The organism is Agromyces sp. P2_B3, assembly GCF_056404815.1.
Genome location: NZ_JBFUDH010000002.1, coordinates 69,653 through 87,757, shown reverse-complemented (window position 1 = coordinate 87,757; position 18,105 = coordinate 69,653). Strand labels below are relative to the sequence as shown.

16 protein-coding genes, 1 tRNA gene and 1 other RNA gene are annotated in these 18,105 nt (G+C 71.8%); 6 read left to right on the top strand and 12 right to left on the bottom strand.

Features of this window, described 5'->3' with window-relative positions:
• Nucleotides 1-33 precede the first annotated feature (33 nt).
• The 4 genes from AC1DZA_RS03320 to pta form a co-directional block, all read right to left on the bottom strand.
• Nucleotides 34-1,377, bottom strand: coding sequence for an MFS transporter (locus AC1DZA_RS03320; protein ID WP_476771690.1), 1,344 nt, complete (start codon nucleotides 1,375-1,377; stop codon nucleotides 34-36).
• A complete protein-coding gene (locus AC1DZA_RS03315) occupies nucleotides 1,374-1,991 on the bottom strand; it encodes a helix-turn-helix domain-containing protein (RefSeq protein WP_476771689.1) in 618 nt (205 codons plus the stop codon). The genes AC1DZA_RS03320 and AC1DZA_RS03315 overlap by 4 nt, the downstream gene beginning before the upstream one ends.
• A 164-nt stretch (nucleotides 1,992-2,155) precedes the next feature.
• Nucleotides 2,156-3,406 (bottom strand): acetate/propionate family kinase, encoded by a 1,251-nt coding sequence (locus tag AC1DZA_RS03310; RefSeq protein WP_476771688.1) that lies wholly within the window; start codon nucleotides 3,404-3,406, stop codon nucleotides 2,156-2,158.
• Nucleotides 3,403-5,565 (bottom strand): phosphate acetyltransferase, encoded by a 2,163-nt coding sequence (gene pta / locus AC1DZA_RS03305; protein ID WP_476771687.1) that lies wholly within the window; start codon nucleotides 5,563-5,565, stop codon nucleotides 3,403-3,405. Before pta ends, AC1DZA_RS03310 begins: the two co-directional genes overlap by 4 nt.
• A 141-nt stretch (nucleotides 5,566-5,706) precedes the next feature.
• Between pta and ffs the strand changes: the two genes are divergently transcribed.
• The 3 genes from ffs (at nucleotide 5,707) to AC1DZA_RS03290 (ending at nucleotide 6,610) form a co-directional block, all read left to right on the top strand.
• An RNA gene (gene ffs, locus AC1DZA_RS03300) (signal recognition particle sRNA small type) lies at nucleotides 5,707-5,803 on the top strand.
• Nucleotides 5,801-5,885: transfer RNA gene (locus tag AC1DZA_RS03295), tRNA-Ser, on the top strand. The genes ffs and AC1DZA_RS03295 overlap by 3 nt, the downstream gene beginning before the upstream one ends.
• 131 nt (nucleotides 5,886-6,016) lie before the next feature.
• Entirely contained in the window at nucleotides 6,017-6,610 is a 594-nt protein-coding gene (locus tag AC1DZA_RS03290) for a hypothetical protein (protein ID WP_476771686.1), read from the top strand.
• On the opposite strand, the gene AC1DZA_RS03285 is transcribed toward AC1DZA_RS03290, so the two are convergent.
• The 4 genes from AC1DZA_RS03285 to AC1DZA_RS03270 all read right to left on the bottom strand — a co-directional run bounded on the left by AC1DZA_RS03285 (nucleotide 6,600) and on the right by AC1DZA_RS03270 (nucleotide 10,452).
• Nucleotides 6,600-7,355 (bottom strand): GNAT family N-acetyltransferase, encoded by a 756-nt coding sequence (locus AC1DZA_RS03285; protein WP_476771685.1) that lies wholly within the window; start codon nucleotides 7,353-7,355, stop codon nucleotides 6,600-6,602. The two genes, AC1DZA_RS03290 and AC1DZA_RS03285, sit on opposite strands and share 11 nt — an antisense overlap.
• Nucleotides 7,352-9,232: a helicase HerA-like domain-containing protein gene (locus AC1DZA_RS03280; protein WP_476771684.1), complete on the bottom strand. Its 1,881-nt coding sequence runs from the start codon at nucleotides 9,230-9,232 to the stop codon at nucleotides 7,352-7,354. The genes AC1DZA_RS03285 and AC1DZA_RS03280 overlap by 4 nt, the downstream gene beginning before the upstream one ends.
• A gap of 81 nt (nucleotides 9,233-9,313) precedes the next feature.
• On the bottom strand, nucleotides 9,314-9,808 hold the full coding sequence (locus AC1DZA_RS03275; RefSeq protein ID WP_476771683.1) for a hypothetical protein: 495 nt from the start codon (nucleotides 9,806-9,808) through the stop codon (nucleotides 9,314-9,316).
• A gap of 188 nt (nucleotides 9,809-9,996) precedes the next feature.
• Complete coding sequence (locus AC1DZA_RS03270; RefSeq protein ID WP_476763387.1) at nucleotides 9,997-10,452, bottom strand: SRPBCC domain-containing protein; 456 nt, start codon at nucleotides 10,450-10,452, stop codon at nucleotides 9,997-9,999.
• A gap of 105 nt (nucleotides 10,453-10,557) precedes the next feature.
• On the opposite strand from AC1DZA_RS03270, the gene AC1DZA_RS03265 reads away from it, so the two are divergent.
• From AC1DZA_RS03265 to AC1DZA_RS03255, 3 genes are all read left to right on the top strand, one after another.
• A complete protein-coding gene (locus tag AC1DZA_RS03265; RefSeq protein WP_476771682.1) occupies nucleotides 10,558-11,478 on the top strand; it encodes an AraC family transcriptional regulator in 921 nt (306 codons plus the stop codon).
• 125 nt (nucleotides 11,479-11,603) lie between these two features.
• A complete protein-coding gene (gene ligD, locus AC1DZA_RS03260) occupies nucleotides 11,604-12,839 on the top strand; it encodes a non-homologous end-joining DNA ligase (RefSeq protein ID WP_476771681.1) in 1,236 nt (411 codons plus the stop codon).
• Nucleotides 12,836-13,684, top strand: coding sequence for an aminoglycoside phosphotransferase family protein (locus tag AC1DZA_RS03255; protein WP_476771680.1), 849 nt, complete (start codon nucleotides 12,836-12,838; stop codon nucleotides 13,682-13,684). Before ligD ends, AC1DZA_RS03255 begins: the two co-directional genes overlap by 4 nt.
• A 40-nt stretch (nucleotides 13,685-13,724) precedes the next feature.
• Here the strand turns inward: AC1DZA_RS03255 and menC are convergent, their stop codons facing one another.
• The 4 genes from menC to pucL form a co-directional block, all read right to left on the bottom strand.
• Entirely contained in the window at nucleotides 13,725-14,981 is a 1,257-nt protein-coding gene (gene menC, locus AC1DZA_RS03250; protein WP_476771679.1) for an o-succinylbenzoate synthase, read from the bottom strand.
• Nucleotides 14,978-15,790, bottom strand: coding sequence for a hypothetical protein (locus AC1DZA_RS03245; protein ID WP_476771678.1), 813 nt, complete (start codon nucleotides 15,788-15,790; stop codon nucleotides 14,978-14,980). The genes menC and AC1DZA_RS03245 overlap by 4 nt, the downstream gene beginning before the upstream one ends.
• The gene (locus AC1DZA_RS03240) at nucleotides 15,787-17,061 is read right to left on the bottom strand and encodes a saccharopine dehydrogenase family protein (protein WP_476771677.1); all 1,275 of its coding nucleotides are present in this window, start codon (nucleotides 17,059-17,061) and stop codon (nucleotides 15,787-15,789) included. The genes AC1DZA_RS03245 and AC1DZA_RS03240 overlap by 4 nt, the downstream gene beginning before the upstream one ends.
• A 125-nt stretch (nucleotides 17,062-17,186) precedes the next feature.
• Complete coding sequence (gene pucL, locus AC1DZA_RS03235) at nucleotides 17,187-18,104, bottom strand: factor-independent urate hydroxylase (protein WP_476771676.1); 918 nt, start codon at nucleotides 18,102-18,104, stop codon at nucleotides 17,187-17,189.
• Nucleotide 18,105 lies beyond the last annotated feature (1 nt).

The window sequence follows — 18,105 nt, the reverse complement described above, 5'->3', positions numbered from 1 at the left end:
GGGGACAAGGGTTTCCTGATGGATGACTGAAGGTTACCTCGACGAAACCTCGGGAATGTCGGATCCCGTCGTCGCAGCGTCGTCGTCGATGCCGTCCCCGGCGTTCGTCTCCTCCTCTGCCACCCCATGGTCGCGCGCCGCACTGAGCCCGGCGAACCCGCGGATGAAGAGCGGGCTGCCGCCGAGTACGAGGTAGAGCGCCGCGCACGTCGCGAGCGTCGGCACGAGCCCTACCTGCTCGACCGCGAGCCCGCCGAGCAGCGCCCCGAGCGGCATGGACGCGGCAACGCCCGCCGTGAGGGCACCGAACACCCGCGCGCGCATGCCGTCGGGCACCTCGCCGTACATCGCGGTCGACATCATCGGGTTGAGGGCGCCGGCGGCCAGGCCCGACAGCGCGAGCACCGGCAGGAGCACGGGCAGCGGTGCACCGAGCGCCATCGCCAGGTAGGGCGGCGTGCCGGCGAGCACGAAGCACGTGGCGAACATCACCCGCCCCGAGTAGCGGTGGCCGAGGACCCCGAAGAGCGCGGAGCCCGTGAGCGCGCCCGCCGCGAAGCATCCGACCATGAAGCCCAGCACGGCCGGGTCGTGCAGCACCCGCGTGGCGTACACCGGCTTCAGCACCGTCATGCCGGCGGCGTCGATCGCGTTCGTGAGCGTCACGAGCAGCACGATGGCGCGCAGCAGCGGATGCCTCGCGATGAAGCGGATGCCGACGACGAACCCGCCCTTGGTGGGCTCGCCCACGCCCTCGCCGTCGCCGTCGGCAGCGTCGTCCGCGGCGGCCGCCGCCACCGCGCGCGGCACGAAGCAGGCGACGAGCACGGCCGAGACGACGAATCCGCCCGCGTCCACGATGAGCGCCGGAACCGGTCCGAACAACGCGACCATGGCACCCGCGATGCCCGCGCCGACCATGGTCGACGTGCGCTGCACGGCCGATTGCGCTCCCGCGGCGCGGGCGAGCGGCATCCGTGCCAGCTTCGCGAGGTCGGGCACGAGGGAGGTCTTCGCGGTGTCACCCGGCGGGTCGAGGAGGCCACCGAGGAACACCAGCGCGAGCAGCGCCCCGAACGAGAGGCCGACCGTGGCGCTGAGCAACGGGATCGCGATGATGGCGAGCGCGCTCGCCACATCCGCGACGATGCTCGAGACGCGATAGCCGAAGCGGTCGACGAGCACCCCGCCGAACGTGCCGCCGATGATGAGCGGGACCGTGGCGAACACGCCGGCCACGCCCGCTGCGAGCGGCGAGCCGGTCTGGGTCAGGGCGATGATCGGGATGGCGACGAGCGCGATCGCGTTGCCGCCGAGCGAGAAGAACTGGGCCGTGTAGAGCGCGAGCAGCGGCGCGCGGCGCCGTGCCCCGGTCATGACAGCGTCCGGGGGAAGGTGTGCGTGATCCACCGCACCGCGCGGGTGCCCTCGCGGGGCTCGCGGCCGCGCGCCCACCACTTGTCGCGCACCGCCTCGAGGTCGGCGTTGAGCTCGCGGAACTCGTCGAGCGTGAGCTGCGCTCCGCCGTCGCTCGAGTCCGACGCGGCAACCCACTCGGGCTCGAGGTCGAGTTCGGCGTCGAGCGCCCGCAGCAGTTCGCGGTGGTAGAGATCGAGCACCGCTCGCCGCATGGCTTCGTCGGCCTCGCGCCGATCGGGATCGTCGAGGAAGTCCGCCGACTGGGAGGTCGTCATCTCGTGCGCGGCCTTCCACCAACGCTCGCGGCCGTCTCGTTCGAACTCGGGTGCGGGCACGACGAACCCGTGCTTCGCGAGCGTCGCGAGGTGGTAGCTCACCGAGCCGGATGCCGCGCCGGTGGCCTGCGCGAGCGCGCCGACCGACTGCGGTCCCTCGACGCGGAGGAGGCCCAAGATGCGCAGCCGCAGGGGGTGCGCGAGCGCACGCATGGGGCCGGGATCGTGGACCTGGATGACCCGGTCTCGGTGCTCGTCCCGTGGCGCGGGGGTGGGCGCATGCTCAGAGTCGCTCATGCGTCGATGCTAACTCCGCAAGACTCGTTGCACAATACTTCTTGCGCAACTCTGACGCGGGTTGAGGACGCGATCGGGGCGTATGAGGTCGGCCGGAAGCCCCGTTCGCGTCCTCAACCGGGAGTGGTGGCGAGTCCCAGCGGCGAGAGCCGGGGTTGCGATGGTCAGGCGGTGACGACGGCGAGCGTCTGCCGCGCGATCTCGAGCTCCTCGTCGGTCGGCACGACGAGCACGGCCGTGCGCGAGGCATCCGTCGAGATGCGGCGAGCGCCGCTTCCTCGCTCGCGATTGCGCTCGGGGTCGAGCTCCACGCCGAATCCTTCCAGGCCCGCGAGCGACCACTCCCGCACGATGGGCGCGTTCTCGCCCACGCCCGCGGTGAAGGCGATCGCGTCGACCCGTCCGAGCTGCGCCGCGTAGGCACCGACGTACGAGCGGATGCGGTGCGTGTACACCTCCAGGGCGAGGGTCGCCGCCTCGTCGCCCGACTCGGCCGCCGACACGAGGTCGCGCATGTCGCCGTGCCCACCGAGCCCGAGGATGCCGCTCCGCTTGTTGAGCAGGTCGTCGAGCCCGTCGGCATCGAGCCCGGCCCGGCGCTCGAGGTGCAGCAGGATGGCAGGATCCAGGTCGCCCGAGCGGGTGCCCATGACGAGTCCCTCGAGCGGGGTCATGCCCATGCTCGTCTCCACGGAGCGACCGCCCGAGACGGCGCAGGCGGACGCGCCGTTGCCGAGGTGCAGCACGATGAGGCGCAGGTCCTCGACGGGGCGCCCGAGGAACTCGGCGGTCGCCCGCGACACGAACCGGTGCGAGGTGCCGTGGAACCCGTAGCGGCGGATGCGATGCCTGGCCGCCACCTCGCGGTCGATGGCGTAGGTGTAGGCGGCGGGCGGCATGGTCTGGTGGAACGCCGTGTCGAACACGGCGACGTGCGGCACGTCGGGGAACGCCCGCTCGGCCGCGACGATGCCCGCGAGGTTCGCCGGGTTGTGCAGTGGGGCGAGCACTGACAGCTCGTCGATGTTGATCTTCACGAGCTCGGTGATCACGGTCGGCTCGAAGAACCGCGCTCCGCCCTGCACCACCCGGTGCCCCACCGCGATGGGCGGGTACTCCTCCAGCGACGGGCCGTGCGCGGCGAACGCCTCGAGCATCCACGCGAAGGCGGCGTCGTGGTCGGGCACCGCGACGTCGTCGCGGAACGTCTCGTCAGCGGCATCCGGCCCGCCCGCGGCATCCGACCCAGCCGGCGCACCGCTCGACGACGGATGCCGCACCGTGTGCGTCGCCCGGCCGTCGGCCTGTCCGATCCGCTCGATGAGCCCGCTCGCCAGTGGCTCGGCCGCCTCCACGTCGATCAGCTGGTACTTCATCGATGAGGAGCCCGAGTTGACGACGAGGACGATGCTCACGAGGCATCCGCCGCCTGGATCGCCGTGATCGCCACGGTGTTCACGATGTCCTGCACCAGGGCCCCCCGGGAGAGGTCGTTGATCGGCTTGTTGAGCCCCTGCAGCACCGGGCCGATGGCGACCGCGCCAGACGAGCGCTGCACGGCCTTGTAGGTGTTGTTGCCCGTGTTGAGGTCGGGGAAGATGAACACCGTCGCCCGGCCCGCGACCGTCGACTCGGGCAGTTTCGTGCGTGCCACCGCGGCGTCGGCTGCCGCGTCGTACTGGATGGGGCCCTCGACCGCGAGCTCGGGCGCACGCTCGCGCACGAGCTCGGTCGCGCGGCGCACCTTGTCGACGTCGACGCCCGTGCCCGACTCGCCCGTGGAGTACGACAGCATGGCCACGAGCGGCTCGATGCCGAACTGCGTGGCGGTCGCCGCCGACGAGATCGCGATGTCGGCGAGCTGCTCGGCGGTCGGCATCGGCACGATGGCGCAGTCGCCGTAGACGAGCACCCGGTCGGCGAGCGCCATGAGGAACACGCTCGACACCACGTCGACGCCCGGCTTCGTCTTGATGATCTCGAACGCGGGGCGGATCGTGTGCGCCGTCGTGTGCACCGCGCCCGACACCATGCCGTCGGCGAGCCCCAGCGCGACCATCATGGTGCCGAAGTACGACACGTCCTGCACGATCTCGCGCGCCTGCTCGAGCGTGACGCCCTTGTGCGCCCGGCGGCGCTGGTACTCGTCGGCGAACCGGTAGACGAGCACGTGGTCGTGGTTCGAGAGCACCGTGGCGCGGGAGATGTCGAGGCCGAGCCCGATCGCGCGGGCGCGGATCTCGATCTCCTCGCCGAGGATCGTGAGTTCGGCGACGTCGCGGGCGAGCAGCGTCGCGGCCGCGCGGAGGATGCGATCGTCATACCCCTCGGGCAGGACGATGTGCTTGCGCTCCCGGCGCGCGCGTTCGAGCAGTCCGTACTCGAACATGAGCGGGGTGACGACCTCGGGACGTGCGACGTCGAGCAGGTCGAGCAGCGCGTGCCCGTCGACGTGCTTCTCGAACAGCGAGAGCGCCGTGTCGCGCTTGCGCTGCGATTCTGCGGCGAGACGGCCGCGCGTCTGCGTGATCGCGAGCGCCGTGTCGTAGCTGCCGAGCTGCGTGCGGATGATCGGCAGACCCGCCTTCAGGCCATCGATGAGGCGTTCGACCGCGTCGGAGAGCGGGAAGCCGCCGTTCAGCACGATGCCCGAGATCGACGGGAACGTCGCCGAGGCGTGCGCGGTGAGCACGCCGAGGAGCACCTCGCTGCGATCGCCCGGCACCACCACGACCGATCCCTCGATGAGGCGCGTGAGCACGTTCTCCATGGACATCGCGGCGACCACCACGCCGAGCGCCTCGCGGTCGAGCAGGTCGGGATCGCCGGCGTACAGCTCGCCGTCGACGGCGGCCATGATGCTGCGCATCGAGGGCGCGACGAGGAACGGGTCCTCGGGGATGGCCCACACGGCGACGGATGCCGCGGACAACGTCTCGACGCCCGAGACCGCGTCGACCTCCCACCGAGCGGCCGCGCCGACGCGCTGCACGATGACGTCGAGCTGCTCGGGGTCGGCGCGATTGACGACGACGCCGAGGAGCGTCGCGTGCTCGCGCCCGAGCTCCTCGATGGCGAGTTCGGTGAGCTGGGCGAGCTCCTCGGGCGTGCGTGCGTCGGCGTGTCCGAGTCGCTCGGAGCGTGCGCGCCCCTCGCCGACCCGGCCGCCGAGCACGAGCAGCACCGGAGCGGCGAGGTTCGCCGCGATCCGGGCGTTGTAGGCGAGCTCGGTCGGGCTCCCGACATCCGTGAAGTCGGACCCGAGCACCACGACCGCGTCGCAGCGGTCCTCGACGGCCTTGAAGCGCTGCACGATCGTGGCGAGCGCCGCGTCGGGGTCGGCGTGCACCTCGTCGTACGAGACGCCGATCGCGTCCTCGTACTCGAGCGGCACCACGCCCTCGTGCGCGAGCAGCAGGTCGAGCACGTAGTCGCGCTCCTCGGTGGACCGCGAGATCGGCCGGAACACGCCCACGCGCGTCGCCCGCCGCGTCAGGGTGTCGAGCGTGCCGAGCGCCACCGTGGACTTGCCGGTGTTGCCCTCGGCGGAGCAGATGTAGATGCGGTGCGCCACGCGCCCCAGCCTATTGGGCGGGCCTCGGCGGACGTCTGGGAATGCACCGGATGCCGCGTGGCCCTGTTCGCCGGCGCGGTGCCCGCCGCCGCTCGAGGCCGGCCGCGGTCAACTCCCTCGGCTCGGCTCGGGTAGACTGTCTCCGGCTCCTCACGTGGCGCCATCCAGGCCAACTCCCCCAGGGCGGAAACGCAGCAAGGGTAACCGGGCTCTGGCGGGTGCGTGAGGAGTCTCAGGAGGATTCGCCTAGTGGCCTATGGCGCACGCTTGGAAAGCGTGTTGGGTGAAAGCCCTCGGGGGTTCGAATCCCCCATCCTCCGCTCAAACACGAACGGCCCGATCTCCTCGCAGATCGGGCCGTTCGTCGTTTCCGGACGGCCGTGTCCTCATTAATGCGGAATAGCGGCGAAGCGCCCTGAAGAACATGATGTGAGAGATGTCAACGGCGGCGATGGACACAAGGAGTGGGGACGCAGGGGGCTCCTCCATCCGGCCGACGGCAGTAAGGGGCGACGGCCTCAGGGTATTCACCCTGAGGCCGCGTCGCACCCTCACCCGGAGCATCGGGCTTCCGATCGCCGCACTCGCACTGCCGGTGCTCGCGGCGGAGCTGTGGCTCCTCGATCCGAGCGGTACGTGGCCGATCGTCGCCTGGACCGGCCTCGTGACGGCCGCCCTCATCACGATCGCCTGGCTCGCCTACCAACGCACCCAGGCCTCGGTGAGCGAGTACGGCATCGTCGAGCGCGGCTTCTTCGGCGGCACCTACACGGTCGCGGCACGCGACATCTCGGGCATCCTCCGCGTGGAGCTGTACCGGCCCAACAGCCTCGACACCACGCACGAGCTGTTCGTCGTCAGCCGGAACGGGCGCGGCGTCTTCCGCATGCGCGGGCGGTTCTGGAACTCGGCCACGATGGACCAGATGGCCGAGATCCTCGGTACCGAGGAATCCGTGCGCAGCGAGCCGGTCACGCTCGCCGAGCTGCGGGAGACCGACCCGAACCTCCTCTACTGGTTCGAGCGGCGCTCGCTCACGCGCTGACCTCGTCGACGTCCGAGCGACCGTCGGTCGCCCGGCGGTCTGGGGTACCGCGGTCGGTCGTACCGCGATCGGTCGCGATGCCGAGCAGCGGTGCGTCGGGACGGCTCGACGGCAGCTCGTGGAATCCGAGCCGGTCGTAGAACGCGCGCGCCGCCGTGTTGGCGGCGTCCATGCCGAGGTGCACGGCCGGCACACCCCGAGCCGCGAGCGCGTCGCGCAGCGTGTCGATGAGACGGCGGCCGAGTCCCTGCCCCTGCAACACGGGCAGCAGATCGATGTGCAAGTGCGCCGGATACGCGTCGACCTCGGCGATGAGCATGCGGTCGGGGTTCGTGCCGGCGTCGATGAGCTGCGCCTCGGTGAAGCCCGGTTCGCGTCCGGTGGGGGCCCCTGGTGACGGATGCCGCTCGCGGAACCCGGGCGTCCACTCGCGCGTCCACCACTCGACGAAGGCGCGGGTGTCGGCGACGCCGATGACGTAGCCCAGTGCGCGTCCGTCGTGCCCGTCGTCGACCACGAAGGCGAGGTCGGGGTCGTAGGTCACGTACGGCAACGCGAACACCTCGGGCATGAGCGAGTCGTCGGAGTACACGCCGGTCGCGTCCCCGCCGCCGGCGGCCGTGCGCAGGCAGATCTCGAAGACGGCGTCGCGGTCGCCCGGGCGATAGGGACGGATGAACGGATGCCGCGGAGCGGCGTCATTCGCGGATGCGGCCGTCGCGGCATCCGCTCGCTCTGCGCTCATCGCCGCCGCCGCGTGCCGAAGATGCCCTCGACGACGCTCGTGAGCACGTCGCGGGTCGCCTTGGATCCGAGGACCTGCTCGAGCACCGAGTCGCCGCCCGAGGAGCGCGAGCGCGTGGTGGATCGCGAGCGGGAGGTGCTCGAGGTGCGCTTCATGAGCCGGTCGTACTCGGCCTGCGCCGCCTTCTGCTCCTTGTCGCGCTGCTTCTCGATGGCGGCCTGCTGCTTGGCGTACTCGGCGTCGGCCTTGGCCTTGGCCGCGGCATCCTCGGCGGCCTTCGCGGCGGCCGCGGCGGCGTTCATCTTCGCGGTGAGCAGTTCATGTGCGGACTCCCGGTCGATCGCGGTGCCGTACTTCGCCTGCAGGGGCGACGCGGCGATGGCGGCATCGATCGCGGCATCCGGCGACGGTGACATCAGCGCCTGCGGAGCGCGGAGCCGCGTCCACGCGACGGGGCTCGGCGCACCCTTCTCGTTCATGACGGTGACGATCGCCTCGCCGGTGCCGAGGGTCGTGAGCACCTCCTCGAGGTCGTAGCCCGACCTCGGGTAGGTCGAGACGGTCGCGCGCAACGCCTTCGCGTCGTCGGGCGTGAACGCCCGCAGCTGATGCTGCACCCGCGATCCGAGCTGGGCGAGCACGTCGGCGGGCACGTCCTTGGGGGTCTGCGTGACGAAGAACACGCCGACGCCCTTCGAGCGGATGAGACGCACCGTCTGCACGACCTGCTGCAGGAAATCCTTCGACGCGTCGGCGAACAGCAGGTGCGCCTCGTCGAAGAAGAACACGAGCTTGGGCTGGTCGAGGTCGCCGACCTCGGGCAGGTCGTTGAACAGGTCGGCGAGCAGCCACATGAGGAAGGTCGAGTAGAGCGCCGGGCGGTCGGCGACGCCCGGCACCTCGAGCAGGCTCACGATGCCACGACCGTCGGATGCCACGCGCAGGAACTCGGCGGTGTCGATCTCGGGCTCGCCGAAGAACGCGTCGGCGCCGGCCTCGGCGAACGCGACCAGCTCGCGCAGGATGACACCGACCGTCGCCTTCGAGAGACCGCCGAGGCCCTCGAGCTCGCCCTTGCCCTCGTCGCTCGTGAGGTACTGCAGCACCGCGCGGAGGTCTTCCAGATCGAGGAGCGCGAGGCCCGCGTTCTCGGCGTAGTGGAACACGAGTCCGAGGCTCGACTCCTGCGTGTCGTTGAGGCCGAGCACCTTGCTGAGCAGCAGCGGGCCGAATCCGGCGACCGTGGCGCGGATCGGCACGCCGCGGCCGATGCCGCCGAGCGAGAAGAACTCGACCGGGAAGGAGGCGGCCTCCCATGCCTGGCCGATGCCGGCGGTGCGCCGGAGCAGCTTCTCGTTGCCCACGCCGGGGGTCGCAATGCCCGAGAGGTCACCCTTGATGTCGGCGGCGAACACCGCCACGCCGTGGGCGGCGAGCTGCTCGGCGAGCACCTGCAGGGTGCGGGTCTTGCCCGTTCCGGTGGCGCCCGCGACGAGCCCGTGCCGGTTCGTCATCGCGAGCGGGATACGCACGGGCACGTCGGGCATCGCGTCGCCGTTCACGAGCGCGCCCATCTCGAGGGCGGGGCCGTCGAACGCGTAGCCGTCACGGATCGCGGTGACCTGGGCTGCGTCGAGCGGGCCGGATGCCGCGGCGGCGGCCTCGGCGCGCGCTGGGGCGGCCGCGGCTTCGCCTTGGGCGGCGGTGGCTGCGGCCGCGGCATCCGTCGCCCGCTGCTGCGCCTCGAGCGCCTGGGCAAGCGCCGCGGCCTCCTCCGCCTTGCGGATCGCCTCCTGGGCCTGCGCCTGCAGGGCCTCGGCCGCCTCGGCCGCTGCGGCGGCCGCCTCCTGAGCTTGCTTCACCGCGTCGTCGGCCATGGGCACGATCCTAGCCACGCGTCGCCCGCGGCATCCGTCGGTCGCGGCACCGGATGTCGCGGCGACCTCAGCGTCGAGCCGCTAGAGGTTCAGGCCCCCCTTGAACCGCAACGGCACGGGCTTGGAGATGCCGAGCCGGGACATCCGGATCGCCGAATTGAGGTAGAGGAATGCAAGCACCGCGAATTGGACGCAACCGCTGACGAGCGTTGCAACCCCGCCGTCGGCCGTCGGCTGGTACACCGCGACCCCGGCAGCGGCGAGCAAGAGCACCAGCACGCCGAATGCCGCGAGGACTGCGAACAGTATGCCGAGGCGGCGGCTCAGCGCCGGCCACGCCGTCATGCGCCACCACGCCCGGGGCGGCTCGACCGGCTCATCCCTGCCGCGGAAGATCCGCACCGCAAGCGCGAACGGCGCGAACGTCGTCAGGATGTTCGCCAGCTCGACGACGACGACCGGGGCACCGAGCGTCCTGAGCAGCTCCGCCACGACGAAGCCGACGATCCACGCGACCACGATGTAGAGGGTCTTCAGCTCCCAGCGCACGATCCTGAGGTCGAGCAGTCGCCGCATGGTCATCCTCTCGCCGGTGCCTTCACGGTACTGCGGATGGGCGCCCCGTCACCGCCCCGCCGCGCGTGAGATGACGCGAATCGTCCTTCGTGCGCACGGGGAACGTCGATTCGCGTCATCTCAAAGGGGCGGGAGCGGGCGACGGGTGGGGCCAGGCGGGCCGACGGTGCGGCGCGGCATCCGCTCGCTCAGGAGGTCATCGGGATGGCCTCGCCCGTCTCGATCCACGACTTAAGGCTGGAGAGCACGCGCGGCCAGGTCTCGGCCGTCTCGGCCTGCGCCGGATGCCCCTCGCTCCACTCGTCGTTCGTGAAGGTCAGCCTCGTGAGCCCGATGCCGGCCTGCTCGAGCCGCCAGGTCATGCGGCTCGTGAGCTCGGCATGGTTCTCGCGATAGATGGGTCCGGGGTGCTCGGTGAGCTGCAGCACGACGCCCGGGTCGGCCTCGAGGACGTCGCCGTAGACGTGCACGACTTCCGTGCCGCCCTCGCCCGGGCCGACGTACTCGTAGGTGCCGCCGGGCTCGAGCTCGCCGCGCAGCACCGAGCCGAACATCACCGCGCGGCTGCCCTCGTCGCCGACGATCGCCTCCCAGACGACGAGCGGGTCGGCCTTGATGTAGATGGTCATCTCGAAGTCCTGCATGGTGTCCTCCCTGGACGGACGGTTCCGATGCCCTCGACGCTACGCAAGCGGCATCCGAGACGCTTGTCGAAACGCGACATCGGTGGTGCCCGCGATACTGGGCCCATGACGACGTCCGACGCGTACTGGCGATCCCGGGCGGGCGCCTCGGCCGTCAAGGGCGTGCTCGCGACGACGCCCGACGCTCCGGGCATCGCCCCGCTCGCGGCGCACGCCGATGCGCAGGTCGAGGCGCGGGCCCCGGTGCGACTCGCCCGGTACGTCGTCGACCCCACCCTCGCCGACCTGGTGCGACACGTCTGGGTGCCCAGGTGGCAGCTGCCATCCGGCGCGGTCGTCGAGCAGGGCGTGCTCGACTACCCCTCGGCGAACCTCGTGATCGAAGCGGATGCCGCTGGTCTGCACGGTCCCGAAGCGGGCCGTTCGCATCGCCGGCTCGAGGGCGCGGGCTGGGCGTTCGGGGTCCTGTTGCAGCCCGGGGTCGCACGGCTGCTGACGCGCGGACCGATGCGCGCGCTGCTCGGCGGCTCGGTGCCACTCGACGAGCTGCGGGCGACGGATGCCGCGGGGCTGGCCCACGACGTGCGCGTCGCCCTCGAGGCCGGCGACGACGCGGCGGGCGTCGCGGCGTTCGAGCGGTGGCTCGCGCGACAGCACCTCATGCTCGGCGAGGACGCCAGGCTCGTGCGGCACGTCGTCGAGCTCGCGGAGCACGATCGCGGCATCCTGCGCGCCGAAGACCTCGCCCGCGCGAGCGGACTCGGCCTGCGCACCCTGCAGCGGCTCGTGCGCGAGCAGCTCGGCCTGACGCCCAAGTGGCTCATCCGTCGCTACCGCATGCAGGAGGCTGCTGCGGCGCTCGCCGCGCCCGGCGCTCCCGCACTCGCCGACCTCGCGGCCGACCTTGGCTTCGCCGACCAGGCGCACCTGACCCGGGAGTTCCGCGCGGTGATCGGCGAGACGCCGCGACGGTACGGGCTCGCCGCGGCGGCGGCCGCGGCATCCGTCGCCTCGGGCGCATCGTGACGCGATGAGACGTGAGGTGACGCGAATCGACCCTTGGCGGTGCCGCGAAGGTCGATTCGCGTCATCTCGCGGCAAGGGCGGCACGCCACCTCCCATTCGGCGACGGGCCGTCCTAGGGTGAAGGCGTGAGTCCCGCCAAGGACGATGCCGAGCTCCTCGAGATCGATGGTCGCGAGGTGCGCATCAGCAGCCCCGACAAGGTGGTGTTCCCCGAGCCGGGGCTCACCAAGCTCGACCTGGTCCGCTACTACCTGGGCGTCGCCGACGGCGCGCTGCGTGGCGCGGCCGGGCGCCCGATGGTGCTGAAGCGCTTCGTGAAGGGCATCTCGCAGGAGGCGTTCTTCCAGAAGCGCGCGCCCGAGAAACGGCCCGACTGGATCGACACGGCGACTCTGCACTACGCGTCCGGCAACTCCGCCGAGGAGGTCGTGGTGCGGGATGCCGCGGCGCTCGCGTGGGTCGTGAACCTCGGCTGCATCGACCTCAACCCGCACCCGGTGCGCGCCGAGGACCTCGAGCGCCCCGACGAGTTGCGGGTCGACCTCGACCCGATGCCGGGCGTCGACTGGTCGCAGATCGTCGACGTCGCGATGGTCGTGCGGGAGGTGCTCGCCGACCACGGGCTCGTGGGGTGGCCGAAGACCTCGGGGTCGCGCGGCATGCACATCAACGTGCGGATCGAACCTGAGTGGACCTTCCGCGAGGTGCGGCTCGCCGCCGAGACCCTCGCCCGCGAGACCGAGCTGCGTGCGCCCGGACTGGCGACCGCGCGGTGGTGGAAGGAGGAGCGCGGCGAGAGCGTGTTCGTCGACTTCAACCAGAACGCGAAGGACCGCACCGTCGCCTCGGCATACTCGATCCGGCCGCTGCCCGACGCGCGCGTGTCGACCCCACTCGACTGGGATGAGGTGCGCGACAGCCACCCCGAGCGCTTCACCGTGGCGACCGTGCTGCAGCGCTTCGCGGAACGCGGCGACCCTGCCGCGGGCATCGATGACGCCGTCGGACGACTCGACGGCCTCCTGCGGCTCGCCGAGGAGCTCGGCCCCGCGGAGAAGCCGCCGAAGTCGTCGGACGGGTCGGGCCGGCGCCAATCGACGATGCCGCTCATCGAGGTCGCGCGCACCAAGACCAAGCCCGAGGCCATGGAGGCCCTCGAACGGTGGAAGGCGAAGCATCCCGACGTCGTGCCGATGCTCGATCCGGCCGACGTGCTCGTCGACGGCATGCGCGGATCGAGCTCGCTCTGGTACCGCATCAGGGTGAACCTGCAGCACGTGCCCGAGTCGAAGCGGCCGGACCAGGAGTCGCTCGAGGCCGATTACGACCCGTGGGCCGGCAAGGAGTGGAACCGGTCGTGAGCGACCTCGGGCCGGTCGACCCCGGACACGCCGGGGAGACCGCGTGGTTGCGACGCTGGCGCGTGCGCCCCGACGGCGACCCCGTCACCACGGCGTCGAGCACCCTCACGCCCGTGCGCACGGAGGACGGCACGCCCGCCGTGCTCAAGGTCGCCCACGTCGACGAGGAGGTGCGAGGCGCCGACCTGCTCGCCGCGCTCGACGGGCATGGAGTGGCCCGGGTGCTCGAGCGCAACGGCGCGGCGGTGCTCCTCGAGCGGGCCACGGGGCCGCGTGACCTCGTCACCATGGTCGAGTCGGGGCACGACGACGAGGCCACGCGGATCATCTGCGACGCGGCAGGGCGCATCCACGCGGCATCCGCCGACGTGCTGGACGCCGACGACCCGCCCGAGCTGCTCGACCTTCCGACCTGGTTCCGCCACCTGTTCTCGCACGGCGGCGAACTCGGCGCCTTCCATCGGCGCGGCGCCGACATCGCCGGGCGGCTGCTCGCCGACCCGCGCGACCCGGTCGTGCTGCACGGCGACCTCCATCACGGCAACGTGCTCGACTTCGGCGAGCGCGGCTGGCTCGCCATCGACCCCAAGGGGCTCCTGGGCGACGCGGAGTTCGACGTCTGCAACCTGCTCTGCAACCCGTCGCACGAACGCGCACTCGCCCCGGGTCGGCTCGAGCGGCAGTTCGGCGTCGTCGCGGCGTCGACGGGGTTCGAGCCGGGACGACTGGCGGACTGGCTCGTCGCCTGGTGCGCGCTCTCGTCGACGTGGTTCGCCATCGACGACGATCCGCGCCTGGCGGCGTCGGCGGCGGCGATCGGCGAGCTCGCGCTCACGCTGCGGTGAGCCGCGGGTCACGTCAGCGGGTGGACGGCAGCCGCTGAGGTCAGGGGGTGAGCACCACGGGCTCGCGCGTCGCCCAGTCGCGCAGGAGGTCCTCGCGCACGGTCACGCCCGTGCCGGGGGCATCCGGCACCCGCAGCTGACCCCGATGCTCACCGTCGGGGTCGCCGAGCACGAACGGCTCGGTGAGGTCCTCGGCGAAGTAGCGGCCCGATGCCGAGGTGTCGCCCGGCAGGGTGAAGCCCGGCAGGGCCGCGAGCGCGACGTTCGCCGCGCGACCGATCCCCGTCTCGAGCATGCCGCCGCACCACACCGGCACGTCGAGCGCGCGGCACGCGTCGTGCACGCGCAGTGCCTCGAGGTACCCGCCCATGCGACCCGGCTTGACGTTCACCACGCTGGTCGCCCCGCGATCGATCGCGTCGACGGCCGTCGTCACGTCGAGGATCGACTCGTCGAGGCACACGGGGGTCTCGCACGCCTCGGCGAGGCGCACGTGCGCGGCGAGGTCCTCCTCGGCGAACGGCTGCTCGATGAGCAGCAGGCCGAACGCGTCGAGCTCGGCCAGCAGGGGGATGTCGTCGACAGTGTAGGCGGTGTTCGCGTCGACCTGCAGCAGCCCGGCCGGCCCGAGCAGCTCGCGCACGGCTCCCACGGGCACGAGGTCCCAGCCGGGCTTGATCTTGAGCTTGATGCGGCGGTAGCCCTCCTCGACGTAGCCGGTGACCTCGTCGAGCAGCTCCTCGAGGGTCGGCGCGATGCCGACCGACACGCCGCAGTCGACCCAGTCGCGGGTCGCACCGAACAGCTCGCCCATCGAGCGGCCCTGCGCGCGCAGCTCCGCGTCGAGCACGGCCGCCTCGAGCGCCCCCTTCGCCATCCGGTGCCCCGCGACGAACGCGAGCGTCGGGCCGACGGATGCCGCCAGCGGCACGGATGCCCCGCGCCGACCCGGCCCGTCGAGGGCGGCCGCGCCTGCGGCATCCGTCGGCTCGCGCTGTCCGGTCTGCGCTGCCGCTGCGTGGACGTGCGTTCGGGCCCCGGGGTGGAGCAGCGCCGGTGCGAGGTAGCGCTCGATGACGGATGCCGCCCCGTCGACGTACTCGCCCGAGTAGAACGGGTCGCGGCCGGCGACGCACTCCCCCCAGCCGTCGCCGGCGTCGGTGGCGACGTGCACAAGGAGCACCTCGCGCACGGTCTCGCGGCCGAACGAGGTCTCGAACGGACGCACGAGCGGCACCTCGAGGCGATGCAGCTCGATGCGCTCGATGGTGGGGGTGTCGCTCGTCGTGTCGCTCATGATGCCTCCCGGTCGGGGTCGTCGCGCGTGAAGACGTAGTCGCCGTTCGCGTCGAGGTCCACGCGCAGGCCCGGGTCGGCCGCGAGCACCGCGAAGGCCTCGCGGGATGCATCTCGGAGCCGTGCCGCAGCGGCGGGGTCGGCGGCGCGAACCGCCTCGAAGTCGGCCACGAGCGGCAGGCCGCCCTCGGCACGCCACTCGGGAACTGCGCCGCCGACGAGCGCCCGCGCGGTGCGCGGCGCGTCCAGGCGCCACCGCACCTCGAACCGGTCGCTGCGGTCACGGCCCGTGATCGCGTCGTCGAGCACGCCGTAGAAGTCGGCCTGGAACGCGACGACCTCGGCGCCGAGGCGCACGAGATTGAGGCGGGCGTTGCGGCGGATGAGCGGGTCGTACGTCCAGCGCATCTCGGTGACCCCGTGCGACAGGCACACCGCCCGCTGGCGGAGCTTGAGGGCGACGCCGATGCCGCGTCCGCGCGCCGCCGGATCGACGGCGTTCATGTGGGAGTGCAGGTGCAGGCCGCCCGCCCAGCCGAGGAACCCGAGCGTCGCGCCGAGCGGTGCGCCCGCGGCATCCGCACCGCCCTGGCCGAGGTCGACGGCGACGAGCACGGTGTTGCCCGCGTGATCGATGGCCTGGATGATCGAGCGGTCGGGTCCGCGACCCTCCCCCCAGGTCGCCTCGAAGCGGGCGAGCACACCGTCGAGCTCGTCGGGACGCGCCGGACGGGTGCAGATGCCGCTGCGGGCATCCGCGGCATCCGCCATCGCGTCGGCCTCAGCCGCCGCAGCCTCGGTGACGGTCACGCCAGCCGATCCTCCATGCCCCACGTCTGGCCGTAGCCGCCGTCGGACTCGCGGCGGGCCATGAGCTCGAGGAACGGCGCCGCGTCGAACGCCTCGGGGCCGAGCACGCCGGTGCCCGTCCAGGCGCCGCTGGCGAGGAGCTCGAGCGCGATGACCGGGTTCAGGGCCGTCTGCCAGACCACGCACTGCGCCTCGTACTCGGCCATCGTCCACTCGTTGTCGGACACGTGGTACAGGTACACCTCGCGCGGCTTCCCGTCGGTGCCGGTGCCCGTGACCCACAGCCCGGCGCAGGTCTTGCCGGTCATGCGCGGGCCGATGGTCGCCGGATCGGGCAGCGATGCCGCCACCACATCGCGCGGCGCGACCTCGACCGGGCCGTTCGCCGAGCGCACCCGCACAGGCGTCGTCGAGTCGAGGCCGAGCAGGTGCAGGGTCTTCAGCACGGTGATGAACTCGTCGCCGAGGCCGTACTTGAACGTGACCCGCTTCGCGTCGACCCAGCGGGGCATAAGGAGCACCTCCTCGTGCTCGACGTTCACGCACTCGACCGGGCCGATGCCCTCGGGGAACTCGAAGACCTCGGGCTCGCTGAACGGCGGTGTTGTGAACCAGCCCCCGTCCTCCTCCCAGATCACGGGCGGATTCAGGCACTCCTCGATCGTCGTCCAGATCGAGAACGACGGGGCGAAGATCTCGTTGCCCTCCTCATCGGTGACGACGAGGTTCGCGCCGTCGCGCACGCCGAGCTCGTCGATGTCGGAGAACAGGTGATCGGCGGCGTACCGGGCGAACACGTCGGACAGGCCCGGCTCCACGCCCATGCCGACGAGCGCGAGCCGGCCGGCGGCCTGCCAGTCGGGGGCCTGCGCGAACTGGTCGTCGCCGAGCTTCACCCCGGTCTGCGCGTAGGGGTCGGTCGGATGCGGCTCGGACAGGCTCATCGCCATGTCGAGGTAGTCGGCCCCGGCGGCCAGCGCGCCGGCGAAGATCGACGGTACGAACTTCGGCTCGACCGCGTTCATCACGTGCGTGGCGCGCATCTCGCGGGCGACGGATGCCACGACGTCGGGGTCGCTCGCGTCGATCCTGGTCGTGGCGAAGCGGGCGGCCACCTCGTCGCCGTGCCGCCCGCGGATCCACTCCACGGTGCGCTCCGCCCGCGATTCGTCGTAGTCGCTCACGACGAGGAGCTCGAAGAAGTCGCGACGAGCCGCGATCTTCGCGATGGCATCTCCGACGCCTCCGGCGCCGACGAGGAGGATCCGCATCCCCCGACGCTATCGCGGGCGGGATGCCCAGTCGATGCCGCACCGTCCCGGGATCACACGGATTCCGAACGGGTCGTCCTGGGCCGCACCGCCCGCCCGCGGCATCCGCGAGGCAGCGGGCCGGGTCAGCAGAACCCGGCGACGCCGTCCCAAGCGGCGGGCGGGGACTCCACGCCCTCGCGCACCACAGCCGCCTCGATCAGGCCGTACGGGCGGTCGGCGGCGAAGAACACCTCGTTGGGGTTGTCGAGCCCGAACGGCGAGAGGTCGACGAGGAAGTGGTGCTTGTTCGGCATCGAGAAACGGATCTCGGCGATCTCGGGATGCCGCTCGAGCACCCGTCGGCCCATCTCGAACAGGGTCGCCTGCAGGCCGGGCGAGTAGCCGTCGGCGAACGCCTCGAGCAGCTGGCCCCGCACCGAGGCGTACACCGCGTCGTAGTCGACCTCGGCCCGGGCGGCCCCTCCGTCGGTGCCGTAGCGCCACCGGGCGGTGACCTCGGTCGCGAGGATGCGGTCGGTCGTCTCGGGGAGCGTCGTGTAACGGTCCTTCGGATACCCGACGAAGCCCGAGTCCGTGCTCTTCAGCACCGTCAGCCCCCTGAGGCCGCCGAGCACGTGGCGGTCGGCGCCGTCGGCGATGACGAGCGCCGTGCGCACCTCGCGCCCCGAGCGCACGAACCCGTGATCGTGCTCTTCGGAGCCGGTGCGGATGCGCTCCCAGTCGAAGCGCTCGGCCTCCCACCGTCCGCCGGTCACCCAGTCGAAGGAGCCGGCGAAGTGGTCGGCCAGCCGCAGCAGGAACGACTCCGGCGACCCGATGCCGTCACGGGCGAATGCGAAGATCGTGTTCTTCTGCGTGTCGGTCGGCACGACGTGGTCGTTGTCGCCGGCGAGGTGTGCCGCCGTGAAGTCGCCACGCAGCTGGGAGGTCACGTTCAGGTCGTCGATCTCATGCCGGGCGGTGTCGCGGATGAGCTTCACGACGCGCACCTCCGCCTTGCCGTACTGGTTGGCGCCGAGGACGATCGGGGACTCGGTCATG

Coding starts and splice junctions, on each gene's coding strand:
- AC1DZA_RS03320 (WP_476771690.1), bottom strand. CDS start 1,377: ATGACCGGGGCACGGCGCCGCGCGCCGCTGCTCGCGCTCTACACGGCC.
- AC1DZA_RS03315 (WP_476771689.1), bottom strand. CDS start 1,991: ATGAGCGACTCTGAGCATGCGCCCACCCCCGCGCCACGGGACGAGCAC.
- AC1DZA_RS03290 (WP_476771686.1), top strand. CDS start 6,017: ATGGACACAAGGAGTGGGGACGCAGGGGGCTCCTCCATCCGGCCGACG.
- AC1DZA_RS03285 (WP_476771685.1), bottom strand. CDS start 7,355: ATGAGCGCAGAGCGAGCGGATGCCGCGACGGCCGCATCCGCGAATGAC.
- AC1DZA_RS03280 (WP_476771684.1), bottom strand. CDS start 9,232: ATGGCCGACGACGCGGTGAAGCAAGCTCAGGAGGCGGCCGCCGCAGCG.
- AC1DZA_RS03275 (WP_476771683.1), bottom strand. CDS start 9,808: ATGCGGCGACTGCTCGACCTCAGGATCGTGCGCTGGGAGCTGAAGACC.
- AC1DZA_RS03270 (WP_476763387.1), bottom strand. CDS start 10,452: ATGCAGGACTTCGAGATGACCATCTACATCAAGGCCGACCCGCTCGTC.
- AC1DZA_RS03265 (WP_476771682.1), top strand. CDS start 10,558: ATGACGACGTCCGACGCGTACTGGCGATCCCGGGCGGGCGCCTCGGCC.
- menC (WP_476771679.1), bottom strand. CDS start 14,981: ATGAGCGACACGACGAGCGACACCCCCACCATCGAGCGCATCGAGCTG.
- AC1DZA_RS03240 (WP_476771677.1), bottom strand. CDS start 17,061: ATGCGGATCCTCCTCGTCGGCGCCGGAGGCGTCGGAGATGCCATCGCG.
- pucL (WP_476771676.1), bottom strand. CDS start 18,104: ATGACCGAGTCCCCGATCGTCCTCGGCGCCAACCAGTACGGCAAGGCG.